This window comes from Ciceribacter sichuanensis, assembly GCF_024055605.1.
Classification (GTDB): Bacteria; Pseudomonadota; Alphaproteobacteria; order Rhizobiales; family Rhizobiaceae; genus Allorhizobium; species Allorhizobium sichuanense.
This window is the reverse complement of record NZ_JAMXLX010000007.1, coordinates 129353-151551: the sequence shown is the minus strand read 5'-3', so window position 1 is coordinate 151551 and position 22199 is coordinate 129353. Positions and strand designations below refer to the sequence as shown.

20 protein-coding genes are annotated in these 22199 nt (G+C 61.2%); 10 read left to right on the top strand and 10 right to left on the bottom strand.

Going from position 1 to position 22199, the window contains the following annotated elements:
* Positions 1–18: 18 nt before the first annotated feature.
* Genes NBH21_RS19960 through NBH21_RS19950 form a run of 3 tightly spaced genes read right to left on the bottom strand, consistent with a single transcriptional unit; the run spans position 19 to position 3403 of the window.
* Complete coding sequence (locus tag NBH21_RS19960; RefSeq protein ID WP_250914346.1) at positions 19–936, bottom strand: N-carbamoyl-D-amino-acid hydrolase; 918 nt, start codon at positions 934–936, stop codon at positions 19–21.
* Positions 936–2186, bottom strand: a complete 1251-nt coding sequence (locus NBH21_RS19955) for a Zn-dependent hydrolase (RefSeq protein WP_250914347.1) — start codon at positions 2184–2186, stop codon at positions 936–938. The genes NBH21_RS19960 and NBH21_RS19955 overlap by 1 nt, the downstream gene beginning before the upstream one ends.
* Entirely contained in the window at positions 2183–3403 is a 1221-nt protein-coding gene (locus tag NBH21_RS19950) for a diaminopropionate ammonia-lyase (protein WP_250914348.1), read from the bottom strand. The genes NBH21_RS19955 and NBH21_RS19950 overlap by 4 nt, the downstream gene beginning before the upstream one ends.
* Positions 3404–3521: 118 nt before the next feature.
* Between NBH21_RS19950 and NBH21_RS19945 the strand changes: the two genes are divergently transcribed.
* The 10 genes from NBH21_RS19945 (at position 3522) to NBH21_RS19900 (ending at position 14616) form a co-directional block, all read left to right on the top strand.
* The gene (locus NBH21_RS19945) at positions 3522–4415 is read left to right on the top strand and encodes a MurR/RpiR family transcriptional regulator (protein WP_250914349.1); all 894 of its coding nucleotides are present in this window, start codon (positions 3522–3524) and stop codon (positions 4413–4415) included.
* Between the two features lie 136 nt (positions 4416–4551).
* Complete coding sequence (locus tag NBH21_RS19940) at positions 4552–5631, top strand: extracellular solute-binding protein (RefSeq protein ID WP_250914350.1); 1080 nt, start codon at positions 4552–4554, stop codon at positions 5629–5631.
* 2 nt (positions 5632–5633) lie between these two features.
* Positions 5634–6737: an ABC transporter ATP-binding protein gene (locus NBH21_RS19935; RefSeq protein ID WP_250914351.1), complete on the top strand. Its 1104-nt coding sequence runs from the start codon at positions 5634–5636 to the stop codon at positions 6735–6737.
* A 4-nt stretch (positions 6738–6741) separates the two neighbouring features.
* The gene (locus NBH21_RS19930) at positions 6742–7611 is read left to right on the top strand and encodes an ABC transporter permease (RefSeq protein ID WP_250914352.1); all 870 of its coding nucleotides are present in this window, start codon (positions 6742–6744) and stop codon (positions 7609–7611) included.
* Positions 7608–8387, top strand: coding sequence for an ABC transporter permease (locus tag NBH21_RS19925; protein WP_250914353.1), 780 nt, complete (start codon positions 7608–7610; stop codon positions 8385–8387). The genes NBH21_RS19930 and NBH21_RS19925 overlap by 4 nt, the downstream gene beginning before the upstream one ends.
* 11 nt (positions 8388–8398) lie before the next feature.
* Positions 8399–9805, top strand: coding sequence for a dihydropyrimidinase (gene hydA, locus NBH21_RS19920; RefSeq protein ID WP_250914354.1), 1407 nt, complete (start codon positions 8399–8401; stop codon positions 9803–9805).
* A 325-nt stretch (positions 9806–10130) separates the two neighbouring features.
* Positions 10131–11060: a sugar ABC transporter substrate-binding protein gene (locus tag NBH21_RS19915; RefSeq protein ID WP_250914499.1), complete on the top strand. Its 930-nt coding sequence runs from the start codon at positions 10131–10133 to the stop codon at positions 11058–11060.
* Positions 11061–11140: 80 nt separating this feature from the next.
* Complete coding sequence (locus NBH21_RS19910) at positions 11141–12679, top strand: sugar ABC transporter ATP-binding protein (RefSeq protein ID WP_250914355.1); 1539 nt, start codon at positions 11141–11143, stop codon at positions 12677–12679.
* Positions 12680–12710: 31 nt separating this feature from the next.
* Positions 12711–13742 (top strand): ABC transporter permease, encoded by a 1032-nt coding sequence (locus NBH21_RS19905; protein WP_250914356.1) that lies wholly within the window; start codon positions 12711–12713, stop codon positions 13740–13742.
* Positions 13743–13803: 61 nt separating this feature from the next.
* Positions 13804–14616: a TIM barrel protein gene (locus tag NBH21_RS19900; protein ID WP_250914357.1), complete on the top strand. Its 813-nt coding sequence runs from the start codon at positions 13804–13806 to the stop codon at positions 14614–14616.
* A 6-nt stretch (positions 14617–14622) separates the two neighbouring features.
* Here the strand turns inward: NBH21_RS19900 and NBH21_RS19895 are convergent, their stop codons facing one another.
* From NBH21_RS19895 to NBH21_RS19865, 7 genes are all read right to left on the bottom strand, one after another.
* Entirely contained in the window at positions 14623–14910 is a 288-nt protein-coding gene (locus NBH21_RS19895) for a type II toxin-antitoxin system RelE/ParE family toxin (RefSeq protein ID WP_250914358.1), read from the bottom strand.
* Positions 14897–15193, bottom strand: coding sequence for a type II toxin-antitoxin system RelB/DinJ family antitoxin (locus NBH21_RS19890; RefSeq protein WP_280924953.1), 297 nt, complete (start codon positions 15191–15193; stop codon positions 14897–14899). The genes NBH21_RS19895 and NBH21_RS19890 overlap by 14 nt, the downstream gene beginning before the upstream one ends.
* 95 nt (positions 15194–15288) lie before the next feature.
* Entirely contained in the window at positions 15289–16410 is a 1122-nt protein-coding gene (locus NBH21_RS19885; RefSeq protein WP_250914359.1) for a Gfo/Idh/MocA family protein, read from the bottom strand.
* Positions 16411–16459: 49 nt separating this feature from the next.
* Positions 16460–17269, bottom strand: a complete 810-nt coding sequence (gene iolB / locus NBH21_RS19880; RefSeq protein ID WP_250914360.1) for a 5-deoxy-glucuronate isomerase — start codon at positions 17267–17269, stop codon at positions 16460–16462.
* A gap of 71 nt (positions 17270–17340) precedes the next feature.
* Positions 17341–18249, bottom strand: coding sequence for a myo-inosose-2 dehydratase (gene iolE, locus NBH21_RS19875; RefSeq protein WP_250914361.1), 909 nt, complete (start codon positions 18247–18249; stop codon positions 17341–17343).
* Between the two features lie 2 nt (positions 18250–18251).
* The gene (gene iolD, locus NBH21_RS19870) at positions 18252–20072 is read right to left on the bottom strand and encodes a 3D-(3,5/4)-trihydroxycyclohexane-1,2-dione acylhydrolase (decyclizing) (RefSeq protein ID WP_250914362.1); all 1821 of its coding nucleotides are present in this window, start codon (positions 20070–20072) and stop codon (positions 18252–18254) included.
* A gap of 50 nt (positions 20073–20122) precedes the next feature.
* Positions 20123–22075, bottom strand: coding sequence for a bifunctional 5-dehydro-2-deoxygluconokinase/5-dehydro-2-deoxyphosphogluconate aldolase (locus NBH21_RS19865; protein WP_425340452.1), 1953 nt, complete (start codon positions 22073–22075; stop codon positions 20123–20125).
* Between the last annotated feature and the right edge of the window lie 124 nt (positions 22076–22199).

The window sequence follows — 22199 nt, the reverse complement described above, 5'->3', positions numbered from 1 at the left end:
TGTCGGCTGTTCCCGGTTTCAGTCCTGCGCAGTCAGTGCGGTGTAGATTTCCGGGCGGCGATGAAGCCTGAAATTGAAGATGTTGGCGCGGATTTCGGTGCAGCGGTCGAGATCGCAATCATGCACGACCAGTTCGTCGCCGAGCGTGCTTGCCATGGCGACGATCTCGCCGGTGGGGGCAATGATGCAGCTCTGGCCGATGAGGTCGCAATCTTCCTCCTTGCCCGCCTTGGCGACGCCGACCACCCACATGCCATTCTGATAGGCTCCTGCCTGCATGCAGAGATGGTTGTGGAAGCACTGGAGATGGTCGTGCTCCGGCGCAAGCGGGTAATGAACCGGGGTGTTGTAGCCGATCAAGGCCATCTCGGCGCCGCGCAGTGCCAGTTCGCGATAGGTCTCCGGCCAGCGCCGGTCGTTGCAGATCGCCTGACCGATCTTGCCATCGAAGACATCAGCCGCCGAGAAGGGCTCCATGCCCGGCTCGAAGTAGCGCTTTTCCAGATGCTGGAAAGCGCGCCATGGTTCGTTTTCCTTGTGGCCCGGCAGGTGGATCTTGCGGTAGCGGTGCACGATCTCGCCGGTTTTGTCGACGATAACAGACGTATTGTAGTGTCGCGTGCGGCCGTCTTCTTCCGTCAGCTCTGCATAACCGAAGGAAAAGCCGATGCCGAGCGCCTTTGCCTTGGCGAAGAGGGGTGCAACCGCCTCGTTCGGCATGGAGCGCTCGAAGAAGAAATCGATGTCAGTTTGATCTTCCAAGAACCAGCGCGGGAAGAAGGTGGTCAGCGCCAGTTCCGGATAGACGACCAGATCGCATCCGCGTGCGGCTGCCTTCTCCATCAGCGCGATCATGCGGGCGACCACGCTGTCGCGGCTTTCCGAACGGGCAATCGGTCCGAGCTGGGCCGCGCCGGTGACAACTATTCTAGCCATCAGGCTTCTTCTCCATTCGTGGGCAGGGCTTGCTTCAGCGTGACCTGAAGCAGCACGTTCGCGCCGTTGGCGAGGTCTGCCGGTTCTGTGTATTCGGTGATGTTGTGGCTGATGCCGTTGACGCTCGGCACGAAGATCATCGCGGCCGGCGCGATGCGGGCGAGCATCTGCGCGTCATGGCCGGCGCCCGAAAAGAGTCGGCGGGTGGAAAGGCCAAGTGCCTTTGCGGTGCCGTCGATGTTCTCGATCAGCGCAGGGGTGAAGTCGACCGGCTCGAAACGGGCGAGGCCGCGCCGCTCGATTGTCACGTCTTCCTCACCGGCGATCTGTTCGATCAGCGCGGCAAGCTTTGCTTCCGCTGCCTGTAGCAAGGCTTCGTCGGGATTGCGCAGGTCAACCGTCATCACGGCCTTTTCGGCGACGACATTGACGAGGTTGGGTGTCAGCGTGATCGCGCCGACAGTGCCGACCTGATCGCCGCCCAGGGCGCGAACAAAGGCTCCAACGCCCGCTGCAATCCGCGCGGCCGCGAGACCGGCATCGCGACGCAGGCGGATCGGTGTCGTGCCCGCATGGGCGGAACGCCCGCGGATCGTCAGTTCGGTCCAGGAGATGCCCTGAACGCCGAGCACCACGCCGATCTCGATCTTCTCATCCTCAAGGACCGGACCCTGTTCGATATGCAACTCGAAATAGGCCGCGACTTCCTCCGGGCCCTGATCGGTGCCGGCATAGCCGATGGCCTCGAGTTCGTCGCCCAGCCTTTTGCCATCGATGGAGACGATGTCGAGAGCGTCCGCAAGCGGCAGCCCGCCGACGAAGACGAGGCTGCCCAGCATGTCGGGAGCAAAGCGTGCGCCTTCCTCATTGGTAAAGGCTGCAACAACGACCGGCAGATCGGTCTCGATGTTTCCGTCGTTCAATGTGGCGATGACTTCCAGTCCCGCCAGAACGCCGAGTGCCCCGTCATAAAGGCCGCCGGTTGCGACGGTGTCGATGTGTGAGCCGAGCATGACGGCGGGACCCTCGCGGCGGCCCTTGCGGGTGCCGAAGATATTGCCGATCGGATCGATCGCGACCTTGAGCCCGAGCGCCTTCATTTCGGCGACCAGATGATCGCGTCCAAGCTTCTCCGAAGGGGTCAGGGCAAGGCGGCAGACGCCGCCGCCTTCCAGTGCGCCGATCTTTCCGAGCCGTTCGACACCGGAAACCAGCCGCGCCGGATCGATGCGAAGTTCCTGGAGTATCATTCGCCTGCCTCCACGTCCTTGCCGCTCTTGCCGACGATGGACTGGTAAAGCTCGGGATCCGTATCGCCCTCGCTGCCGAAGAAGAGCACTACCGAGTTTTCATCGAGCCCCACTTCCTTGCGCCATTCTGGCTTGGCGGACGCAACGAGATAGCCGGCAAGGCCTGCAACGCCGCTTTCCCCGCCGACGAGCCGCGCTCCGGCTTCACCAGAGGCAAGCAGGCGCATTGTGTCCGCCACCGCATCGTCGGGGATTGCCATGAAAGCGCTGACGCCACCGTCTAGGATCGGCCAGGCGATAATCGAGGGTTCGCCGCAGGCAAGGCCGGCCATGATGGTTTCGAGATCGCCGCCGACAGTTGTCGGCTTGCCGGCCACTGCGCTTTCGAGGAGGCATGCCGCCGTTTCCGGTTCGACGACGGTGACAACAGGTGCGTCAACCCCAAGCACTTCCCAGAAATGGGCGGTGACAGCCGCGGCAAGACCGCCGACGCCGCCCTGTATGAAGATGTGCGTGGGGCGGAGGTTGCCAAGCTGTCGCTCGGCTTCGTCTGCCATCACGCTGTAGCCCTGCATGACGTTGCGCGGCACGTCGGTATAGCCGGGATAGGAGGTGTCTGAGACGACGTGCCAGCCGTTTTCAGCCGCCATTCGGGCGGCCTCGCGCACGCTGTCGTCGTAGTTTCCTGCGGTGCGGATGACCTTCGCTCCATAGGAGGCGATGGCCTGCTCCCGCGCTTGGGAAACAGTGGCGTGAATGAAGATTACAGCCTTGCAGCCGAACATGCGGGCACCCCAGGCGACGGAGCGTCCGTGATTGCCATCCGTCGCGCAAGTAACGGTCACGTCGGAAACGATGCCGGCGTAACGACCGTCGAGAATGTCCTGCGGCGCTGGTTTCGTGCCGGTCTCTTTCTCGATAAATGCTGCCAGCAGCCGATAGACGGCATAGGCGCCGCCGAGCGCCTTGAAGGAGCCAAGGCCGAAACGGCCGGCCTCCTGCTTGTAGAAGATGCGGGAAACGCCGGTTGCCTTCGCGAGCGCATCGAGGCTGACGAGCGGTGTTTCGGCATAACCGCGCCATGCGGAAATGGTCGACAGCGCCTCCTTCCCGGCGTCGCGCGACAGGACCGGCTTGAAGGTGTCGGGATAGGGGCCTTTCGGCGCGGGATGTCCTGCCTCGAAACGGGCTTTGACAGAAGCGAAATCGGAGACCATCGTTGGGAGATTCCAAAACCGGGAAAACTATGCGAAAGGATAGCCGGGGATTGCAGTCAGTCAACACAAAATGAAAAAGATTTTTCGTTATTGTTGATTTTTGAAAATGGAGCCGGGAATGAACGAGCACGAAGACAGTCGTCCGATCGACGTCAGGATCATGGGAATCTACGACGAATTGACGGCGAGCGAGAGGCGTCTGGCGGCGGTCGTCATGGAAGCGCAAACCAATCTCGCGAGCTTCACGGCAGGCGAACTGGCGGCGAAGGCGGATATTTCGAACGCCACTGCAGCCCGCTTTTTCAAGCGTCTCGGCTATGCCAGCTATAACGATGCCCGCATGCATGCCCGGCAGGCGGAGGACTGGGGGTCGCCGCTCTACGAACTGACCGGTACGGGGCGAAAGCGCCTGGCTCCCGGCGATTTCGGGCTGCATATCGCGCAGGACCTGCAGAACCTTACGCGCACGGCCGAGATGCTGAGCGAGGCCGATCTCGATCAGGCGGTCCGCATCATTGCCGAGGCGTCGCGGGTCTTCGTGGTAGGCTTTCGCAACTCCATGGCCCTGGCGAATTATGCCCGCGGCCTGCTGACCAACATCAAGCCGGATGTGCATCTTCTGCCGCTTGCAGGCGTTTCTATGGGCGAAGAACTGGCCGGCATTGGCGAGCGCGATGTCTTCCTGGTGCTTGGTTTTCGCCGCCGCCCCGCGCTTTTGCGGGAAATCATGGCGGTGGTAAAGGAATCCGGTGCTCCCTCGGTGTTGATTGCCGACATGACGGCGGCGCGGACCGCGCAGCTTGCGTCGGTAACACTGCGCTGCCACAACCGGGGACACTCCATGTTCGACAGCTATGCTGCGCCCATGAGCGTTATCAACTATGTCTGCTCCTCGGTCAGCCAGCAGCTCGGCGACTCGGCGGTCGAGCGTCTGGCCGAGATCGAGCGCCTTCATGAGCGGCTGGATCAGCTGGCTGGTCCAGTGCAGGGCAGAAAAATGCTCAAGGATTAGTCATTTGCCGAAAAATGAAACGTGATTTTCATATTGCATAAATTCTGAAAATGTTTTTTTATTTTGCTCGGACCGGAGAAAAGACCGGCCGCCTGTTTAACGGTCTCTCAGAGGGGACCCCATAAGGACCGAGCCCATGGAATTTCGCATCAACCGTCGTGGACTTCTGAAAACCGCAGCCGGCGCTGCAGCGCTTGGCGCGCTGCAGCCCTTCAACCGGGCGTTCGCAGCCACCGATATCGTCTGGATGACCTGGGAAAACCTTGCGAAGGACGATTACCTCGCCGCTTTCCTGAAGGATGGCGACGTTTCCATCACCAAGAACTTCATCGGTACCGATGACGAGCAGTTCGCCAAGCTGCGCGCTGGCGGCGCTTCCTCGGTCGATCTGATCACGCCCGGTCTCGACAAGGTGGAATACTATGTCGCTTCCGATCTGCTGCAGCCGATCGATTTCGCCAAGGTTCCGAACGCCTCCCTGCTGTACGACACCTTCAAGAAGACAGATCTCGGCAAGAAGGATGGCAAGACCTACGGCATTCCGTTCTATTGGGGCATCAACCCGATCGTCTATCGCGCCGACCTGATGGATGCCGAGCCGGATTGGTCCGTCTTCTTCGAGGGCGACAAGTATGCCGGCAAGCTCGCCATGCGCGACTACGCGCTGGAAGGCATCATGATCGCGGCTCTCTACCTCGGCATCCCCAAGGACAAGATGTTCGATCTTGACGACAAGGAACTGGCCGAGGTCAAGAAGGCATTGATGGCGCAGAAGAAGCTGCTGCGCACCTACTGGAACTCCATCGGCGACCTGACCAACCTCTTCGCATCCGGCGAAGTCGTCTGCGCCTTCTCCTGGGTCCCGCCCTATTACGATCTGTCCGCCCGCGGCCTGAAGATGGGCATGGCGAAGCCGAAGGCCGGCGTTATCGGCTGGTGCGATACCATTGCAGTGCCGGCTGCCGTCGAGGGCGAGAAGCTCGACAAGGTATTCAGCTTCGTCAACTATCTGCTCGGCCCGGAATACGGCGAAAAGCTCGCCTTCGGCGGCCCCTACGCACAGGGCACCTCCGCGGCCCTCGACAAGCTGCCGGACGACCAGAAGGACAAGATCTTCGTCAAGGATCTCTCCATCATGGACAGCTTCGTGTGGAAGAAGAACCCGGCCCGTTATAATGACTGGGTTGCCCTCTGGAACGAAGTGAAGGCCAGCTGATCATGAACGCCGCAGACCGGGTCGTGGACGAGACGGAAGAGCGACAGGGCCGTTCTCTTCTGCGCGGCATCGCCGTGCACAAGGAATATGGCGGTGTTCACGCCGTCCGTGGAGTGGATTTCCGCATCGCCCCCAACAGCTATGTGACCCTTCTCGGCCCGTCCGGCTGCGGCAAGACCTCCCTGCTGAGGATGATCGGTGGTTTCGAGGAGATTTCCTCGGGGATCATCGAACTGGACGGACGGTCGCTAGCGGGCATTTCGGCCAGTCGCCGGCCCGTCAACACCGTGTTCCAGAACTACGCGCTCTTCCCGCATCTTTCTGTCGAGGAAAATGTCGGCTTTGGTCTTGCCTATCGCGGGCTTTCGAAACCGGAGATCGCGTCCAAGGTGGAGGCGGCGCTCGCCATGGTGCAGATGACACCGATGGCGAAACGACGGCCGCGCCAGCTTTCCGGTGGCCAGCAGCAGCGCGTGGCACTCGCCCGCGCCATCATCAACGAGCCGCGGCTTCTGCTGCTCGACGAGCCGCTTTCGGCGCTTGACCGGCGGATGCGCAAGGACATGCAGATCGAGCTGAAAGATCTTCAGCGGCGGCTCGGCATGACCTTCCTCCATGTCACCCATGATCAGGAAGAAGCCTTCGCCCTGTCTGACGAGATCATCGTCATGAACAATGGCCGGATCGAACAGCAGAGCTCGCCGGCCGAGATCTACCGACGGCCGGCGAGCGCCTATGTGGCGGATTTCATCGGCGGTGCCAATCTCGTGCCGGGCAAGATCCACGGCGTCTCCGATGCCGCGACGGCGATCGAGACGCCACTTGGCATATTCGCAAGCCCCGGCGTTTCAGGGCTGCGCATGGGCTCGCCGGCGGTACTCTGCCTGCGGCCGGAACTTTTGCGGCTGGGTACGGACGAGGGGTTCGAGGCAACCGTCACGCACACGGTTTTCAAGGGAGCGGAATGGCTGGTGGAAGCACGCGCCCTTGGCAATCTCGCTCTTTCTCTCATCGTCCATGATGCGGAGCCGCCCGCGATCGGCAGCACGGTCAGTCTCTCTTTCGATCCCGCGCGCGCCTGGATCGCCGCTGCCGGCGGGAATTGAGCCGATGGAAACCTCCCGCACCGGTTTCTGGCTTTCGTTTCCGGTTTATGCCGCGGTTGCCGCCCTTTGCATTGCGCCGCTGCTGATCCTGCTCGTCTATTCCTTCTTTCAGGTGAGCTTCGTCGCGATCCTCAAGGAGCCGACGCTGAAGAATTATGTCCGTATCGCCGGTTCCGACACCTATCGCTGGCTGATCCTGAAGGCGTTCGGTTCCGGTCTTGGCATTGCGGCGATCACTGCCGTCATCGGCTATCCCGTTGCATGGTTCATCGCCAAGCGCGTGAAGGTGATGAAATCCGCCATGCTCACGCTGCTGCTCGTGCCGCTTTACACCGGTGACCTCGTGCGGATCTTCGCATGGCGCATGCTGCTCGGCGCGGAAGGCGTGCTCAATACCTTCCTGATGTGGACTGGCGTGATCCGGGAGCCGATCGGGGCGCTGCTCTTCTCGTCGCTCGCCACTCATATCGTGCTCACCTATAATTACCTGCCTTTCATGGTGCTCGGCCTTTGGCTCGCCTTCGAGGCGCTGGACGACCGGCTGCTGGAGGCGGCGTCCGATCTTGGCGCCGGCACGCTCTCAGCCTTCCGCCGGGTGACGCTTCCGCTCACCGTGCCCGGTCTCATTGCCGGCGGCGTGATGGTTTTTGTGATGGTGGCCGGTGACTATCTCACACCGCAACTCGTCGGCGGCGCCTCCGGTGTCACCATCATCAGTGCCATTAACGACCTGTTCGGCACGGCCTTCGACTGGCCGCTCGGCTCGGCCATTGCCTGGACCATGCTGGCCATCCTGATGCTTCTCTTTGCAGCCGCTGCGATCACCGTCAGCCGCTCAACGCTCGGCAAGGCACTGACGGGAGGTGAGGCATGACGGTGCGGCGTAGTCTTCCCCTGCTGTGGGTCTGGCTGGTCTATGGCTTCATGTACCTTCCGATCGCGGTCATTGCGCTTTTCTCCTTCAATGCGTCGGAGATCATCGCCTTTCCGCTTCAGGGCTTCACCCTGCACTGGTTCGGTCAGGTACTGGCTGACAAGCGTCTGACCGGCGGCCTCGGTCTCTCCTTTCTCGTCTCCGTGCCGGTTGCAGCCCTTGCGACACTTTTCGGCGGCATGGCGGCTCTTGCGCTCACGCGCTACCGGTTGCGCTATCGCGGATTGCTGTTCGCCATCATTCTTCTGCCCTTCCTTATTCCGAAGGTCATTCTTGCGGTGGCGCAGCTCATCCTGTTGTCGGAACTCGGGATCGGGCGCAGCCTGCTGACGATCATTGCGGGGCAGGCGATCATCATCCTGCCGTTCACGACGCTGGTCATCGCCTCGGTTCTGATGCGCATCGACAGGCGGCTGGAAGAGGCGGCCGCCGATCTCGGCGCAAGCGCCTGGAGCGCCTTCCGCCGGGTAACCTTGCCGCTGATGAAGAATGGGCTTCTGGCGGCGTGGTTCATCGCCTTTGTGCTCTCGTCTTCCGAATATGTGCTGACCTCGTTTCTCAGCGGTCGCAGCCAGCCGCTTTCGATTCTTGTCGCTTCGGACTTCCGTTTCAACATTTCGCCGGCATTGAACGCGCTGGCGCTGATGATCGTGGTTGCCAATCTCGTGCTGATCGCCATTGGCGAATTCGCCCGGCTGCGGTCGAAAGAGCAGTAAAGGAAATTGTCATGGCCGATTTCGACCTTCTCATCCGCGGCGGCACCTGTGTCACCGCCGCCGATACCTTTCACGCTGATGTGGCGATCCGGGGAGGGCGGATCGTCGCCACCGGAGAAAATCTCGGAAGCGCGGAAAAAGTGATCGATGCGTCCGGCCTGCTGGTCATGCCGGGTGGTATCGACAGCCACGTGCACCTCGCCCAGCATTCCGCGCCGGGCACGCCGCAGATGGCGGACGGTTTCGAGACAGGCACGCGTTCGGCAATCGCCGGCGGCACGACGACGGTGCTCTCGTTTGCGGTGCAGCCGCGCGGCGCCGGGCTTCGCGAGAGCGTCATGGCCTATCACGAGAAGGCCGAGGGGCAATCGTTCTGCGATTACGGCTTCCATCTCATCATCACCGACCCCACCCCGAACGTGCTCGGCCAGGAACTGCCATCGCTGGTTGGGGATGGCTACACGTCTTTCAAGGTCTTCATGACCTATGACGACATGGTCCTGAACGACCGCCAGCTTCTCGACGTCTTCGACTGTGCCCGCGGCTGCGGTGCGCTCGTCATGGTTCATTGCGAGGGCTACGACGCCATTCGCTACATGACAGAAAAGCTGGAGCGCGCCGGCAAGACTGCTCCCTATTATCATGGAGAGTCGCGTCCGCAGGTGGTCGAGCGCGAAGCGGCCCACCGGGCGATCAGCCATGCCGAACTGGTCGATGTACCGATCATGATCGTCCATGTTTCCGGCCGCGAGGCGATGGAGCAGATCCGCTGGGCGCAGCAGAAAGGCCTGAAGGTCTACGGCGAGACCTGCACGCAATATATCGCGCTGACCGCCGAGGACATGAAGGGCTTCAACATGGACGAGACCGGCGGCAAATATGTCTGCTCGCCGCCGCCGCGCGATCGTGCAAGCTGGGACGCCATCTGGGAAGGTATCCGTGGCGGCGTATTCCAGACATTTTCTTCCGATCATTGCCCCTTCCTCTGGGAAGGGACGGAGGGCAAGCAGAACCCGAAGGCGAAGACCTCCTTCCGCTGGGTGCCGAACGGCATTCCCGGCGTCGAGAACCGCATGCAGGTCTTTTTCTCCAAGGGGGTAAGCGAAGGCCGTATTTCGCTCAATGAATTCGTGGCGCTTACGTCGACCAATCACGCGAAGATGTACGGGCTCTATCCGCGCAAGGGTTCCATTGCTCCGGGTTTCGATGCGGATATCGTCCTGTGGGACGCCAATCGCGAGGAAACGATCAGCCAGTCGCTGATGCATCACGCGGCGGACTACACGCCCTACGAGGGGCTACGGGTCAAGGGATGGCCGGTGATGACGCTCCTTGGCGGCAAGGTCGTGTGCGAGGAAGGCCGCATTCTGGGGCAGCCCGGCGATGGCCGTTTCCTGCCGCGGGCGCTTTCGCCATAAGCGGCGACTTGATCACTCCCGTTCTATCGCATCGTGTTCTCCGCCATGAACGCCCGGTCCGGTTTCGGCACGGGCGTTCACGCATTTTCGGGCTGATTGCGCCGAGGCTGGCAGGCAACTCACAAAGCGTCGTTCCGCCCGGTCAATTTCCATCCGGGTGATTGACGCGCATTCCAAAAAATGGAATAAATAGTTTGCGAGATGACAAATACGGTTTCTTTATTCCGTTTTTCTCATCGAGCACAGGAGGATACGCAACCGGTCGGGGAGGCTGGTTTCCGGCTTGAACGAGTGGCGCCGGACACACTGGGAGGAGAAGATCATGATGAAGAAGCTCGTACTGGGCGCGGCTGTTTCCGTGCTCCTGAGCACCGCTGCGCATGCGGAAACCGTAGGCGTTTCCATGGCGTTGTTCGACGATAACTTTCTGACCGTTCTGCGCAACGGCATGCAGGACTATGCCAAGGGCATGAGCGGCGTTTCGCTGCAGGTCGAGGATGCGCAGAACGACGTTGCCAAGCAGCAGAGCCAGATCCAGAACTTCATTGCTGCAGGCGTAGATGCCATCATCGTCAATCCGGTTGATACCGATGCGACGGTTGCCATGTCGAAGCTCGCAGCCGACGCCGGCATTCCGCTTGTTTACGTTAACCGCGAACCCGTCAACGTCAACGAACTGCCGGACAAGCAATCCTTCGTCGCATCGGAAGAAATCGTTGCCGGCACTCTGGAAACCAAGGAAGTGTGCCGTCTTCTCGGCGGCAAGGGCAAGGCCGTCGTCATGATGGGCGAACTCTCCAACCAGGGCGCTCGCATGCGCACCCAGGCCGTTCGTGATGTTGTCGCGACCGACGAATGCAAGGGCATCGAGATCGTAGAAGAGCAGACTGCCAACTGGCAGCGTACGCAAGGTTCCGACCTCGTGACCAACTGGCTGTCGAGTGGTCTCGAATTCAACGCTGTCATCGCCAACAACGATGAAATGGCAATCGGTGCAATCCAGGCTCTCAAGGCTGCCGGCAAGGACATGAAGGAATATGTCGTCGCCGGTGTCGACGCGACCCAGGACGCACTGGCTGCCATGGAAGCCGGCGACCTCGATGTCACCGTGTTCCAGAACGCTGCCGGACAGGGCAAGGGCGCTCTCGATGCGGCCCTGAAGCTCGCCAAGGGCGAAGCCGTCGACAAGAAGGTCTATATTCCCTTCGAACTCGTGACGCCGGAAAACCTCAAGGACTACCAGGCTAAGAACTGATCTTTCTCTCAGGAAAGACCGAAAGGAGTGCGGGCTATCGCCCGCATTCCACCCCGGATGATGAGCGAGGAGACTTTGCTATGGTCAGCCCGACAACGATGGCTGCTGTCCGCAAGAGCGGCGCAATCCCGAATGCCGAATTTCTTCTGGCCGCAGAAGGCATCCGCAAGGAGTTCCCCGGTGTGGTGGCGCTCGACGATGTCAGCTTCCATCTGAAGCGTGGCAGCGTGCACGCCCTGATGGGAGAAAACGGCGCCGGCAAATCCACGCTGATGAAGATCCTTGCCGGCATCTACCAGCCAGATCAGGGCAGCGTGCTCATGAAGGGCGTCGAGATCCAGCTTCAATCGCCCCTCGATGCGCTCGAAAACGGCATTGCCATGATCCATCAGGAACTCAACCTGATGTCCTACATGACTGTCGCGGAAAACATCTGGATCCGCCGCGAGCCGCTGAACCGCTTTGGCCTTGTCGACCACAAGGAGATGAACCGGAAGACGGCCGCTCTCTTCAACCGCCTCAACATCGCGATCCATCCGGAAACCAAGGTCGGCGACCTCTCGGTTGCCAACCGGCAGATGGTCGAGATCGCCAAGGCGGTGTCATACGAGTCCGATGTCCTGATCATGGATGAGCCGACCTCCGCGCTGACCGAGCGCGAGGTGGAGCATCTGTTCCGGATCATTCGCGATCTTCGCGAACAGGGTATCGGCATCGTCTACATCACCCACAAAATGAACGAGCTTTTCGAGATCGCCGACGAATTCTCGGTGTTCCGCGACGGCAAGTATATCGGCACCCATGCGTCGAGCGATGTCACTCGGGACGACATCATCCGCATGATGGTCGGCCGCGAGATCACCCAGATGTTTCCGAAGGAAGATGTCCCGCTCGGAGATGTCATTCTCTCCGTGAAGAACCTGACGCTCGACGGCGTTTTCCGCGATGTTTCCTTCGATGTGCGCGCCGGCGAAATCCTCGGCGTGGCCGGCCTTGTCGGGTCGGGCCGTTCGAATGTCGCGGAAACCATCTTCGGCGTCACGCCGGCCTCTTCCGGCTCCATCGAGATCGACGGCAAGCCCGTTGCAATCGACAGCCCGACCGAGGCGATCCGCAACCGCATGGCGTTTCTTACCGAAGACCGGAAGGATACCGGCTGCCTGCTGATCCTCTCGGTGCTGGAAAACATGCAGCTCGCCGTGCTGCAGGATCGTTATGTCGACAAGGGTTTCGTCGAGCAGAAGAGCCTCAATACGGCCTGCGAGGAAATGTGTCGCAAGCTGCGCGTGAAAACGCCGAACCTCAATGAGCGCATCGAAAATCTTTCCGGCGGCAACCAGCAGAAGGTGCTGATCGGTCGCTGGATGCTGACCAATCCGAGGATCCTCATTCTCGACGAACCGACCCGCGGCATCGATGTCGGCGCCAAGGCGGAAATCCATCGGCTGGTCACCGAAATGACCAGGAACGGCGTCGCCGTCATCATGATCTCGTCCGAGATGCCGGAAGTTCTCGGCATGAGCGACCGCGTCATGGTCATGCACGAGGGACGCGTTACCGGCTTCCTCGACCGTTCGGAAGCCACACAGATCAAGGTCATGGACCTCGCGTCGCGCTGACGCCGTCCCGATGACCGAAAGGGAGGAGATGATGAACCATCCAACTGCCACGAAGGCCGATGTCGATCTGAAGACAGGCCGGCCCAACAGCCACCGCATTCCGCCGGAAGCCAATATCCTGCTGGTGCTTATCGGCATTGCCCTGATTTTCGAACTGCTCGGCTGGGTGTTCGTCGGCCAGAGCTTCCTCATGAACCCGCAGCGTCTGACGATCATGATCCTGCAGGTCGCGGTGATCGGCATCATTTCGGTCGGGGTGACGCAGGTCATCATCACCGGCGGCATCGATCTGTCTTCCGGCTCCGTCGTTGGCATGACGGCAATGATTTCGGCGAGTTTCGCCCAGTCCTCGACCTGGGCGCGCGCGCTTTACCCGGGCCTGACGGACATGCCGTTCTTCGTCCCGATTGCCGTCGGCATTCTGATCGGCCTGCTTGCCGGCTATATCAACGGCCAGTTGATCGCCAGAACCAAGATCCCGCCCTTCATCGCCACACTGGGCATGATGGTGACGGCGCGCGGTATCTCCAAGTGGTACACCAAGGGACAGCCGGTCTCTGGTTTGACCGAGCAGTTCACCTTCATCGGTACCGGCATCTGGCCTGTGGTGGTGTTCCTCCTCGTCGCAATCATCTTCCACATCGCACTGCGATACACCCGCTACGGCAAGTTCACCTATGCGATCGGCGCCAACGTTCAGGCGGCCCGGGTTTCCGGTATCAATGTCGAAAAGCATCTGATCAAGGTCTATGCCATCGCCGGCATGCTTGCCGGTCTTGCAGGCATCGTCACGGCAGCTCGAGCACAGACCGCGCAGGCCGGCATGGGCGTGATGTATGAACTCGATGCCATCGCTGCAGCTGTCATTGGCGGGACGTCGCTTGCGGGAGGTGCCGGCCGTATCACCGGCACGGTGATCGGCACGATCATCCTCGGCGTCATGACCTCAGGCTTCACCTTCCTGCGCGTCGATGCCTACTACCAGGAAATCATCAAGGGCATGATTATCGTGGCGGCCGTTGTTGCGGATGTCTACCGCCAGAAGAAGCGCGCGAAACGCTGATCTCCTCCTCAACCTCAGGGCCGGCTTTGCCGGCCCTTTTTCTATCCGGAGCAGGAATTCCATGACTGATATTTCTTTCGCGCTGAACCACATGTCGGCGCCGCAACTGCCGCTGCCGGCTTTCTTCGATCTTGCGCAGAAGCTCGGAACAAGGGCTGTCGAGATCCGCAACGATCTTGCAGGCAATGCCATCCTCGACGGAACGCCCGCGGCCGAAATCAGGACGCTGGCAGAAGACCGGCAGCTCACGATCCTCTCGATCAACGCGCTGCAGCGGTTCAACGAATGGACACCGGAACGCGAGGAAGAAGCGAAGGCGCTTGCCGGCTACGCTCGCGATTGCGGCGCGCGTACCCTGGTTCTGGTGCCGGTCAATGACGGCAGCGGTCGAGCCGATGGCGAACGGCAGGCGAATTTGCGCAAGGCCCTGAAAGGCCTGAAGCCCATTCTCGCAGATGCCGGGATCGGTGGTCTGGTCGAGCCGCTGGGCTTTCCGATCTGCTCGCTCCGCTCCAAGAGGGAAGCCGTCGAAGCCATCAACGAACTCGGCTTTGGCGCGAGCTTCCGCCTCGTCCACGATACCTTCCATCATCATCTCGCCGGCGAGCCAGAGCTTTATCCGGCCCAGACAGGGCTCGTGCATATTTCCGGTGTCACCGACAAGGCCGTTGGTGTAGATGACATGCTCGACGCCCATCGCGTGCTGGTCGATGGCGAAGATCGGCTCGGCAACATCGGCCAGATCCGGACACTGCGCGAGCAAGGCTATTCCGGCTTCTTCTCGTTCGAGCCTTTTGCGTCTTCCGTACATGAAGCGTCGGACCCGGCTGAGGCCTTGGCGCAGTCGATCGCGTTCATTAGAAATGGAATTTAGGGGACATTACGTATTGTGCGGCGGCCACTGCTGGGCGCCGTGCAACACGCGTAGAATTGAGATGGTTGTATCGTTTTCGGTGTAGATAACGATGTAGTTGGCGTGAACGACCATTTCTCGCGTTCCGGAGACCCGTCCCGTCCGATGCAGTTGTGGATATTCCGTCAGTCTCAACACCTTGGAAAGGATCTCGTCCTTGAGCCGTTGAGCGGTGCCGGGATTGTGATCCGTAATGAAGCCGATGATGGCAAGAAGGTCCTCGCGGGCCGTTTGGCGCCACTCAATCTTGAGCACGGCGCCTCCTGTCGATCAGTGCCTGAACTTCATCCATGACGACATCGTGTGAGACCGGCGGGCGGTCGTCAGCCAAGGCTTCGCGTACCTTTTCACGAAACCAGGCATCGTGGGTCGCGGGATCGACAGTGAGGCCGGCTGGAAGCCCGCCTTCACGTGTAATGCGAGTCAGAAGAATTCTCACGGCGTCGGAGACCGTCAGGCCGACCGTGGCAAGGGTCTCGGAGGCTTCGCTTTTCAGCTTTTCATCGATACGGATATGAAGCATCGAGGTCTTGGACATAATTCGCTCCTGAGTACTCAAGTGCGAATTATGTCTCTCAATTGAGATGCAGGCAAGGGAATTAGTCCCAAGCTCTGTCTAATCGGCTCGACAGTTTACGCTTCGCCGGTACCTACCCACCGCTTCTCGGCGAAAGCCCGGGCCATGGCGTGCACGGAGCGCTCGATCTTCAGCCCCTCCTCGAAATCGATGACATGGGCCTTCTCGCCGCCGATTGCGGCGATCAGTTCGCGGGATTCGATGATTTTCAGGTCGTTGAAGCCGAGGCCGTGGCCTGGGGCGGGAATGAAGTGGTCGTAAGGCTTGTGATGCGGTGCGGCGAGGATCGTGCGGAAGCCCTGTTCCTCCGGCCGGCCGGAGGCCTGATAGAGCTGGAACTCGTTCATCCGCTCCTGATCGTAGAGAATGGAGCCTTGCGAGCCGAAGATCTGTACGGCGATGCGGCCCTTGCGTCCCCAGGCGGAGCGGTTTGCCAGCAGCACTGCGGAGATCCCGCCCTCCAGCTTCATCAGCACGCTTGCGATGTCGTGGTTCTCGACCTCGCGGTCGCCGCCATCCTTCAGCGGTCTCGTCGGGTAGGGTTTCACCATATCGGCGACCACGCTTTCCACATGACCGACAAGCGTGAAGAGCAGCGACAGCGGATGAACGGCGAAGTCGTCGAGCGCGCCATAGCCTGAGTTAATCTCGCTCTTCCAGTAGAAGGGCGTTTCGGGGTCGGCCATGAAGTCCTCGTCCATCTCGACGCGGACGTGGTTGACGCTCCCGATCGCGCCTTCGTCAATCAGACGACGGATATGGCGGATCATCGGATTCTGGATGTAGTTGTAGCCCATCACGGCGGCGCGGCCGGATTTCTTCGCCGCATCGCGCATGCGAATTGCATCCTGCAGGGCCGGCGCCATCGGTTTCTCGCACCAGACATGCTTGCCTGCCTCAAGGGCGGCGATTGCCATTTCGGGATGGACGGCATTGGGTGTCGTCACCGAGATGACGTCGACTTCCGGATCGGAAAGCAGATCACGCCAGTTGCCGGTTGAACGGGCGAACCCGAGTTCCGCCGCCTTCTTCGATGCCAGGTCAGCATTCACTTCCGCCACCGTCACAAGGCGGGGCCGGGCAACGTCGCCGAAGACGCTGGCGACACTGTTCCATGCCAGCGCATGGCATTTTCCCATATAACCCGTGCCGATCAGGCCGATACCGAGACCGCTCATGTTCTCCTCCCGGGAGCTTCGTTAAAATGAGGATGCGAGGGAAGGCGCGTCAGGGATTGTCGCGCCGGAAGATCCAATCGTGGTCCGGATGGTTCTTGAAGCGCCACTTGCGCAGCGGACCAGCCATGACGTTGAGGTAATACATTTCGTAGCCGTAGGGCGCGCCGCAGGGGTGGTGCCCCCTGGGTACGAGCACGACATCGCCATCGGAAACGGCCATCGTCTCGTCCAGCGACCCGTCCTCGGTGAAGACGCGCTGGAAGCCGAAACCCTGTGCCGGGTTCAGCCGATGGTAATAGGTCTCCTCAAGATAGGTCATGTCAGGATAATTGTCCTGGTCATGCCGGTGCGGCGGGTAGGATGACCAGTTGCCCTGGGGCGTGAAGACCTCGGTCACCAACAATGCGTCCGCGACGTCGCGATCCTCCATGGCGATGGCATAGACGTAACGCGTATTGGCGCCCTTGCCGCGTTCGCTGAGGGAAATGCCTGCAGGTCCGATCACCTGAGCCTCGCGACCCGCCGTCGCGGGAGCAGTGCAGACGGCGAGCGTGCAGTCCGTCGTGGCGACCGCCGACCATTGGTTCTCGGCCGGAACGTAGACGCAGTGCGGCGGAGTGCGCTCGAACACACTCATACGGTCTCCGAGTTCCCCGAAGGCCTTGCCGCCGCTGGTGATTTCCGCCTTGCCTTCGACAAGCACGAGAATGACTTCCGTATCGCCGGTCTGTTCGGCGGCCCTTTCGCCGGCCTTCAGCCGATAGAGGCCGAAGCCGACATAGCCCCAGCCGGCGCTGGCCGGGGTGATGTCATGAACCTTGCCGGACGTTCCCGACGGCTTGCGCAAGAGCGAACTCATCTGTCATCTCCTTGCCGATCCATGGCTTTCGGGATCGGACGTATCGAAGGGTTCATAAGGGCGCGGGTCAATCAGGCCGCCGCTGCCTTGTCCAGTCCGGCCTCCCGGGCCATGGCCTTCAGTGATTTCAGGCCGAGGCTCTGGTACTGGAAGGGGTTGCGGACATCGGGATCCTGTTCGGCCTCGATGACCAGCCAGCCCTGATAACCGTGCCCTGCCGCAACCTTCAGGACCGACGGGAAGTCGACGCCGCCTTCGGTATCGCCCGGCACGGTGAAGACGCCACGACGCACGCCTTCGAGAAAGGAGAGGTTCTCCTCACGCACCTGTTTGGCGATGACCGGGCGGACGTTCTTTGCATGGATATGGCCGACCCGGTTCATGTACTTGCGGGCGACGCGTTCCGGATCGCCGCCGCCGAACAGGCAATGGCCGGTATCGAGCAGCAGCTTGGCATGCGGTCCGGTGTTTTGCATCAGCTGGTCGATCTCCTCCTCGCTCTCGACGATCGTCCCCATGTGATGATGATAGACAAGGGCAATTCCCTGGGCTGCGGCATATTCGGCGAGCGCTTCCACGCCCGCGCCGAACTTCACCCAGTCCCCTGCGGAGAGCTTCGGGCGGGCGTTGACCGCGACGGCATCATTGCCGTGAATGGCGTTGGAGGTTTCGCAGACGATGATGACCCTGGAGCCCATGGCCTTCAAAAGGTCGAGCGCCGGCTGCATGGCCTTCTTCTCATCCTCGATCGAATGGGTGAGCAGGTTCAGCGAATGCCAGCCGGATACATAACGCAGGCCGCGGGGTTCCAGAACGGCCTTGAGATCGGCCGGAGTTTCCGGGAACTTGTGGCCCTTCTCGATGCCGTCAAAGCCGATCTTCGACGTTTCGTCGAGGCACTGGTCAAGGCTGATATGGGCGCCGAGCGTGCGGTCGTCGTCGTTGGACCAGGCAATCGGATTTGTGCCGTAGAGGATCATGGTCAGTGTCTTTCCTTGAGTGCGGCCTCGTAACGGGCGCGGGCTTGATTGACTTCGGCGCGGGGCGAAACTTCGGGAACCGCAACGTCCCAGAAATGACCGCCGGCATCGGGCGTGGGATAAGGATCGGTGTCGATCACGATCACCGTCGTCACTGTCGATTCACGGGCGGCAGCGAGCGCCGTTTCCAGTTCCGCGATGCTGGCGACCTTGCTGGCGACCGCGCCCATCGAGGCGGCATGGGCGGCAAAATCGATGGCGATCGGATTGACGTTGGTGTGGGTGTAGAGATTGTTGAACTCGGCTCCGCCGGTGCCCATCTGCAACCGGTTGATGCAGCCGTAGCCGCGATTGTCCGTGATCACGAGGGTGATCTTCACGCCCATGCCGACCGCGGTTGCGAGCTCCGAATTCATCATCATGTAGGAGCCGTCGCCGACCATCACGATGACGTCGCGGTCGGGTTCCGCCATCTTGATGCCGAGACCGCCCGCGACCTCGTAGCCCATGCAGGAAAAGCCGTATTCCATGTGATAGGAGAGTGGCAGTTTGGCCTTCCAGAGTTGGTGCAGTTCGCCCGGCATGGTGCCGGCGGCGCACATGACGACGGTGTTGTCGCGCGAGGACCGCTGTACGGCGCCGATCACCTGCATGTCGGTCGGCAGGCTGTTGCTGTCCTTGGGTGCGTTCGTCACCGCATCCGCCTTGGCGAACCAGCCGTTCTTGATTGCCGGATCGGGCGCCTCGAATGTCTTGTCGCCGAGAGCGGCGGAGAGCTGTTCAAGTCCGATCTTCGCATCCGCCGTCAGCGGGATCGCGTCGTGCTTGGCGCTGTCATAGGCCTGAACGTTGAGCGCGAGGATCTTGCGGGTCGGGTTCTTGAACAAAGCCCAGGAACCGGTGGTGAAATCCTGGAAGCGCGTGCCGACTCCGAATACGAGATCCGCCTTTTCGGAAACGATATTCGCGCATTCCGTTCCGGTGACGCCGACCGCGCCGAAATTCAGCGGGTGATCCCAGGCCATGACGGACTTGCCGGCCTGCGTTTCGACAACGGGTATCTTGTGCTTTTCGGCGAAGGCCTTGAGCGTTTCGGTGGCGCCTGAGAAATGCACGCCGCCGCCGGCGACGATGACCGGGTTCTTCGCGGACTTCAGCGCTGCAACAGCAGCTTCGAATTCGGCCCTGTCCGGCTCGGGACGGCGCATGCGCCAGACGCGTTTTTCGAAGAAGCTTTCCGGATAGTCAAAGGCTTCGGCCTGTACATCCTGGCAGAAGGCGAGGGTAACGGGTCCGCAGTCGGCGGGGTCCGTCATGGTGCGCATGGCGCGGGGCAGGGCCGTCAGCAGTTGTTCCGGCCGCATGATCCGGTCGAAATAGCGGCTGACCGGGCGGAAGCAGTCGTTGACCGAAACCGTGCCGTCGCCGAAATCCTCGATCTGCTGTAAAACCGGGTCGGGGCCGCGATTGGCAAAGACATCGCCGGGGATAAAGAGCACCGGCAGGCGGTTCACATGGGCAAGGGCTGCCGCCGTCACCATGTTGAGCGCGCCGGGACCGATCGACGAGGTCACCGCCATCGCGCGGCGGCGACGAAGCTGCTTGGTATAGGCAATCGCGGCATGGGCCATCGATTGCTCGTTCTGTCCGCGCAGTGTCGGCAGTTCATCGCGAATGCCATGCAGGGCTTCGCCGATGCCGGCCACGTTGCCGTGGCCGAAAATTGCCCAGACGCCGGCGATATAGGGTTCGCCGTGCTCGTTCATCTGGTTTGCCAGATAGCGCACCATTGCCTGGGCGGCTGTCAGTCTGATCGTTTTCACGCCGCTTCTCCTCCCGGTCGGTTCGATCTCGTTGTGGTGGATGAACCGCCTTACCTTGCCTGTGTTGCCGCAATTGCGGGTGAACCCTGCGCGACGGCCGTACTGGACGCGCGCGCATCATCCCAGATGCGGCAGAGATTGCTGAAGCGCTGCGTCATGTCCTCCACCGCCTCGCTGTCGCTGATCGTGCCGGCAAGCCATTTGCGGGCCGCTTCTCCGAAGATGGTTCTGCCCACGGCAAAGCCCTTGACCAGATCGAAGCCGGCCGCAAGCCGGAAGCTTTCGGCAAGCTCCGCCTCCGGTGCATCGAGGCCCAGCACGACGATGCCGCGGGTATAGGGATCGTGGCGGGATACGACCTCGCAGGCATTCTTCCAGGATGCATGGGTCCGCATCGGTTCCAGTTTCCACCAGTCGGGATAGACGCCGATCTCGTAGAAGCGGTCGATGATCCGAGCAGCCGTCAGGTCGTCCGTCGGGGCGACCTTGGAGGGAATGACCTCCAGCAGCATTTCGAGACGGTTGCGGCGGGCGGCATGGAAGAGACGGATGACGGTCGCTTCCTGTTCGGCCCGCATCTCCGGCGGGTCGTCAGGATGATAGAAGCAGAGGACCTTCACCACGTTTTCTAGTGGCCATTCGCCAAGCCCGCCGTAATCGGGGCCGATCTCCGCTTCCAGCGTCAACGGACGGGAGCCCGGCCATTCGACCGGCCGGCCGATCCAGAGACCGGAACCGCTGGCCGCATAGAGTGCATCGCGCCCCAGCCGTCCGTCACAGAGAATGCCATAACCGGAGTTCTCACCGGCAACATCGAGGGCGGCTTTCAGGCAAAGCTGCTTGAAAGCGCCGATCTTGCCGGGATCGGTTCCGGTTTCCTTCACCATCGCTTCAAGCTGCATGCGATGGTCGAAAGCGAAGACCCGCATGGTCGACCGGTCGATCTTGCGGTTGGTCGACCAATGCACCTGTTCCAGTGCCTCGTCCTTGCGCAGCGCCTTGTCGCGAATGCCGGTGCGGAAGAAATATTGCAGTTCTTCCCAGCTCGGATAGGCCGGCGTGCAGCCATGCCGCGACACCGCGAAGGCACCGCAGGCATTGGCAAATTTGAGCGATGTCGGCCAGTCCTCTCCGGTCAGCCAGCCTTTAAGCAGGCCGGACATGAAGCCGTCGCCCGCACCCAGCACGTTGAAGACCTCGATCGGGAAGCCCTGGCCCGTTTGGCCCTCGTCCAGACTTTCGGGAATGTCTCCGGCGAAGACGACCGCGCCAAGCGGTCCGCGCTTGCACACGAGTGCTGCCTTCGAGATGCGGCGAACCGCCTTCAGCGCCTCGATCGTATCGGTGGAACCGCCCGCGATATGGAATTCTTCTTCCGTTCCGACGATGAGATCGAACAGATGCAGCGTCGATTGCAGCTTGGCCGTCACGGCATCGGAGCCGATATAGCGGCTTTCGCCGGCGCCGTGGCCTGCGAGGCCCCAGAGGTTCGGGCGGTAATCGATATCGAGCGCTGTTCTGGCACCGCTTTCGCGAGCGAGTTTCAGCGCCTTGAGGACTGCCGCTTCGGTCCGCGGATGGGAAAGATGCGTTCCAGTCGCGCAGACGCAGGCCGCTTCCGCGATGAAGGCTGGATCGATATCCTCTTCCGACAGAGCCATGTCGGCGCAGTTTTCCCGATAGAAGATCAGCGGGAACTGGTGCTCGTCGCGGATGCCCAGCAGCACAAGCGCGGTCAGTCTCTCCGGATCGGTTTTCACGCCGCGCACATCGACGCCCTCGCGCTCCAGCTGCTCGCGGATGAAGCGGCCCATATGCTCGTCGCCGACGCGGGTAATCAGCGCCGACTTCAGTCCCAGGCGGGCGGTGCCAGCTGCGATGTTTGTCGGGGAACCGCCGATATACTTGTTGAAGGAGGCCATGTCTTCGAGCCGGCCTCCGATCTGTACGCCGTAGAGGTCGACAGACGATCGGCCGATCGTAATGAGATCGAGTGTTTTCACGAGCCTCCTCCCTGGCTGCATGCCCTTATCCGCAAGGCGGCGGGCCTTTGTTCGTGTCGCTTGCCGGCGAACCGAAACCCTCCTCGGGTCTCGTGATGCATCCGACATTTCCGGGCAAGCGTAC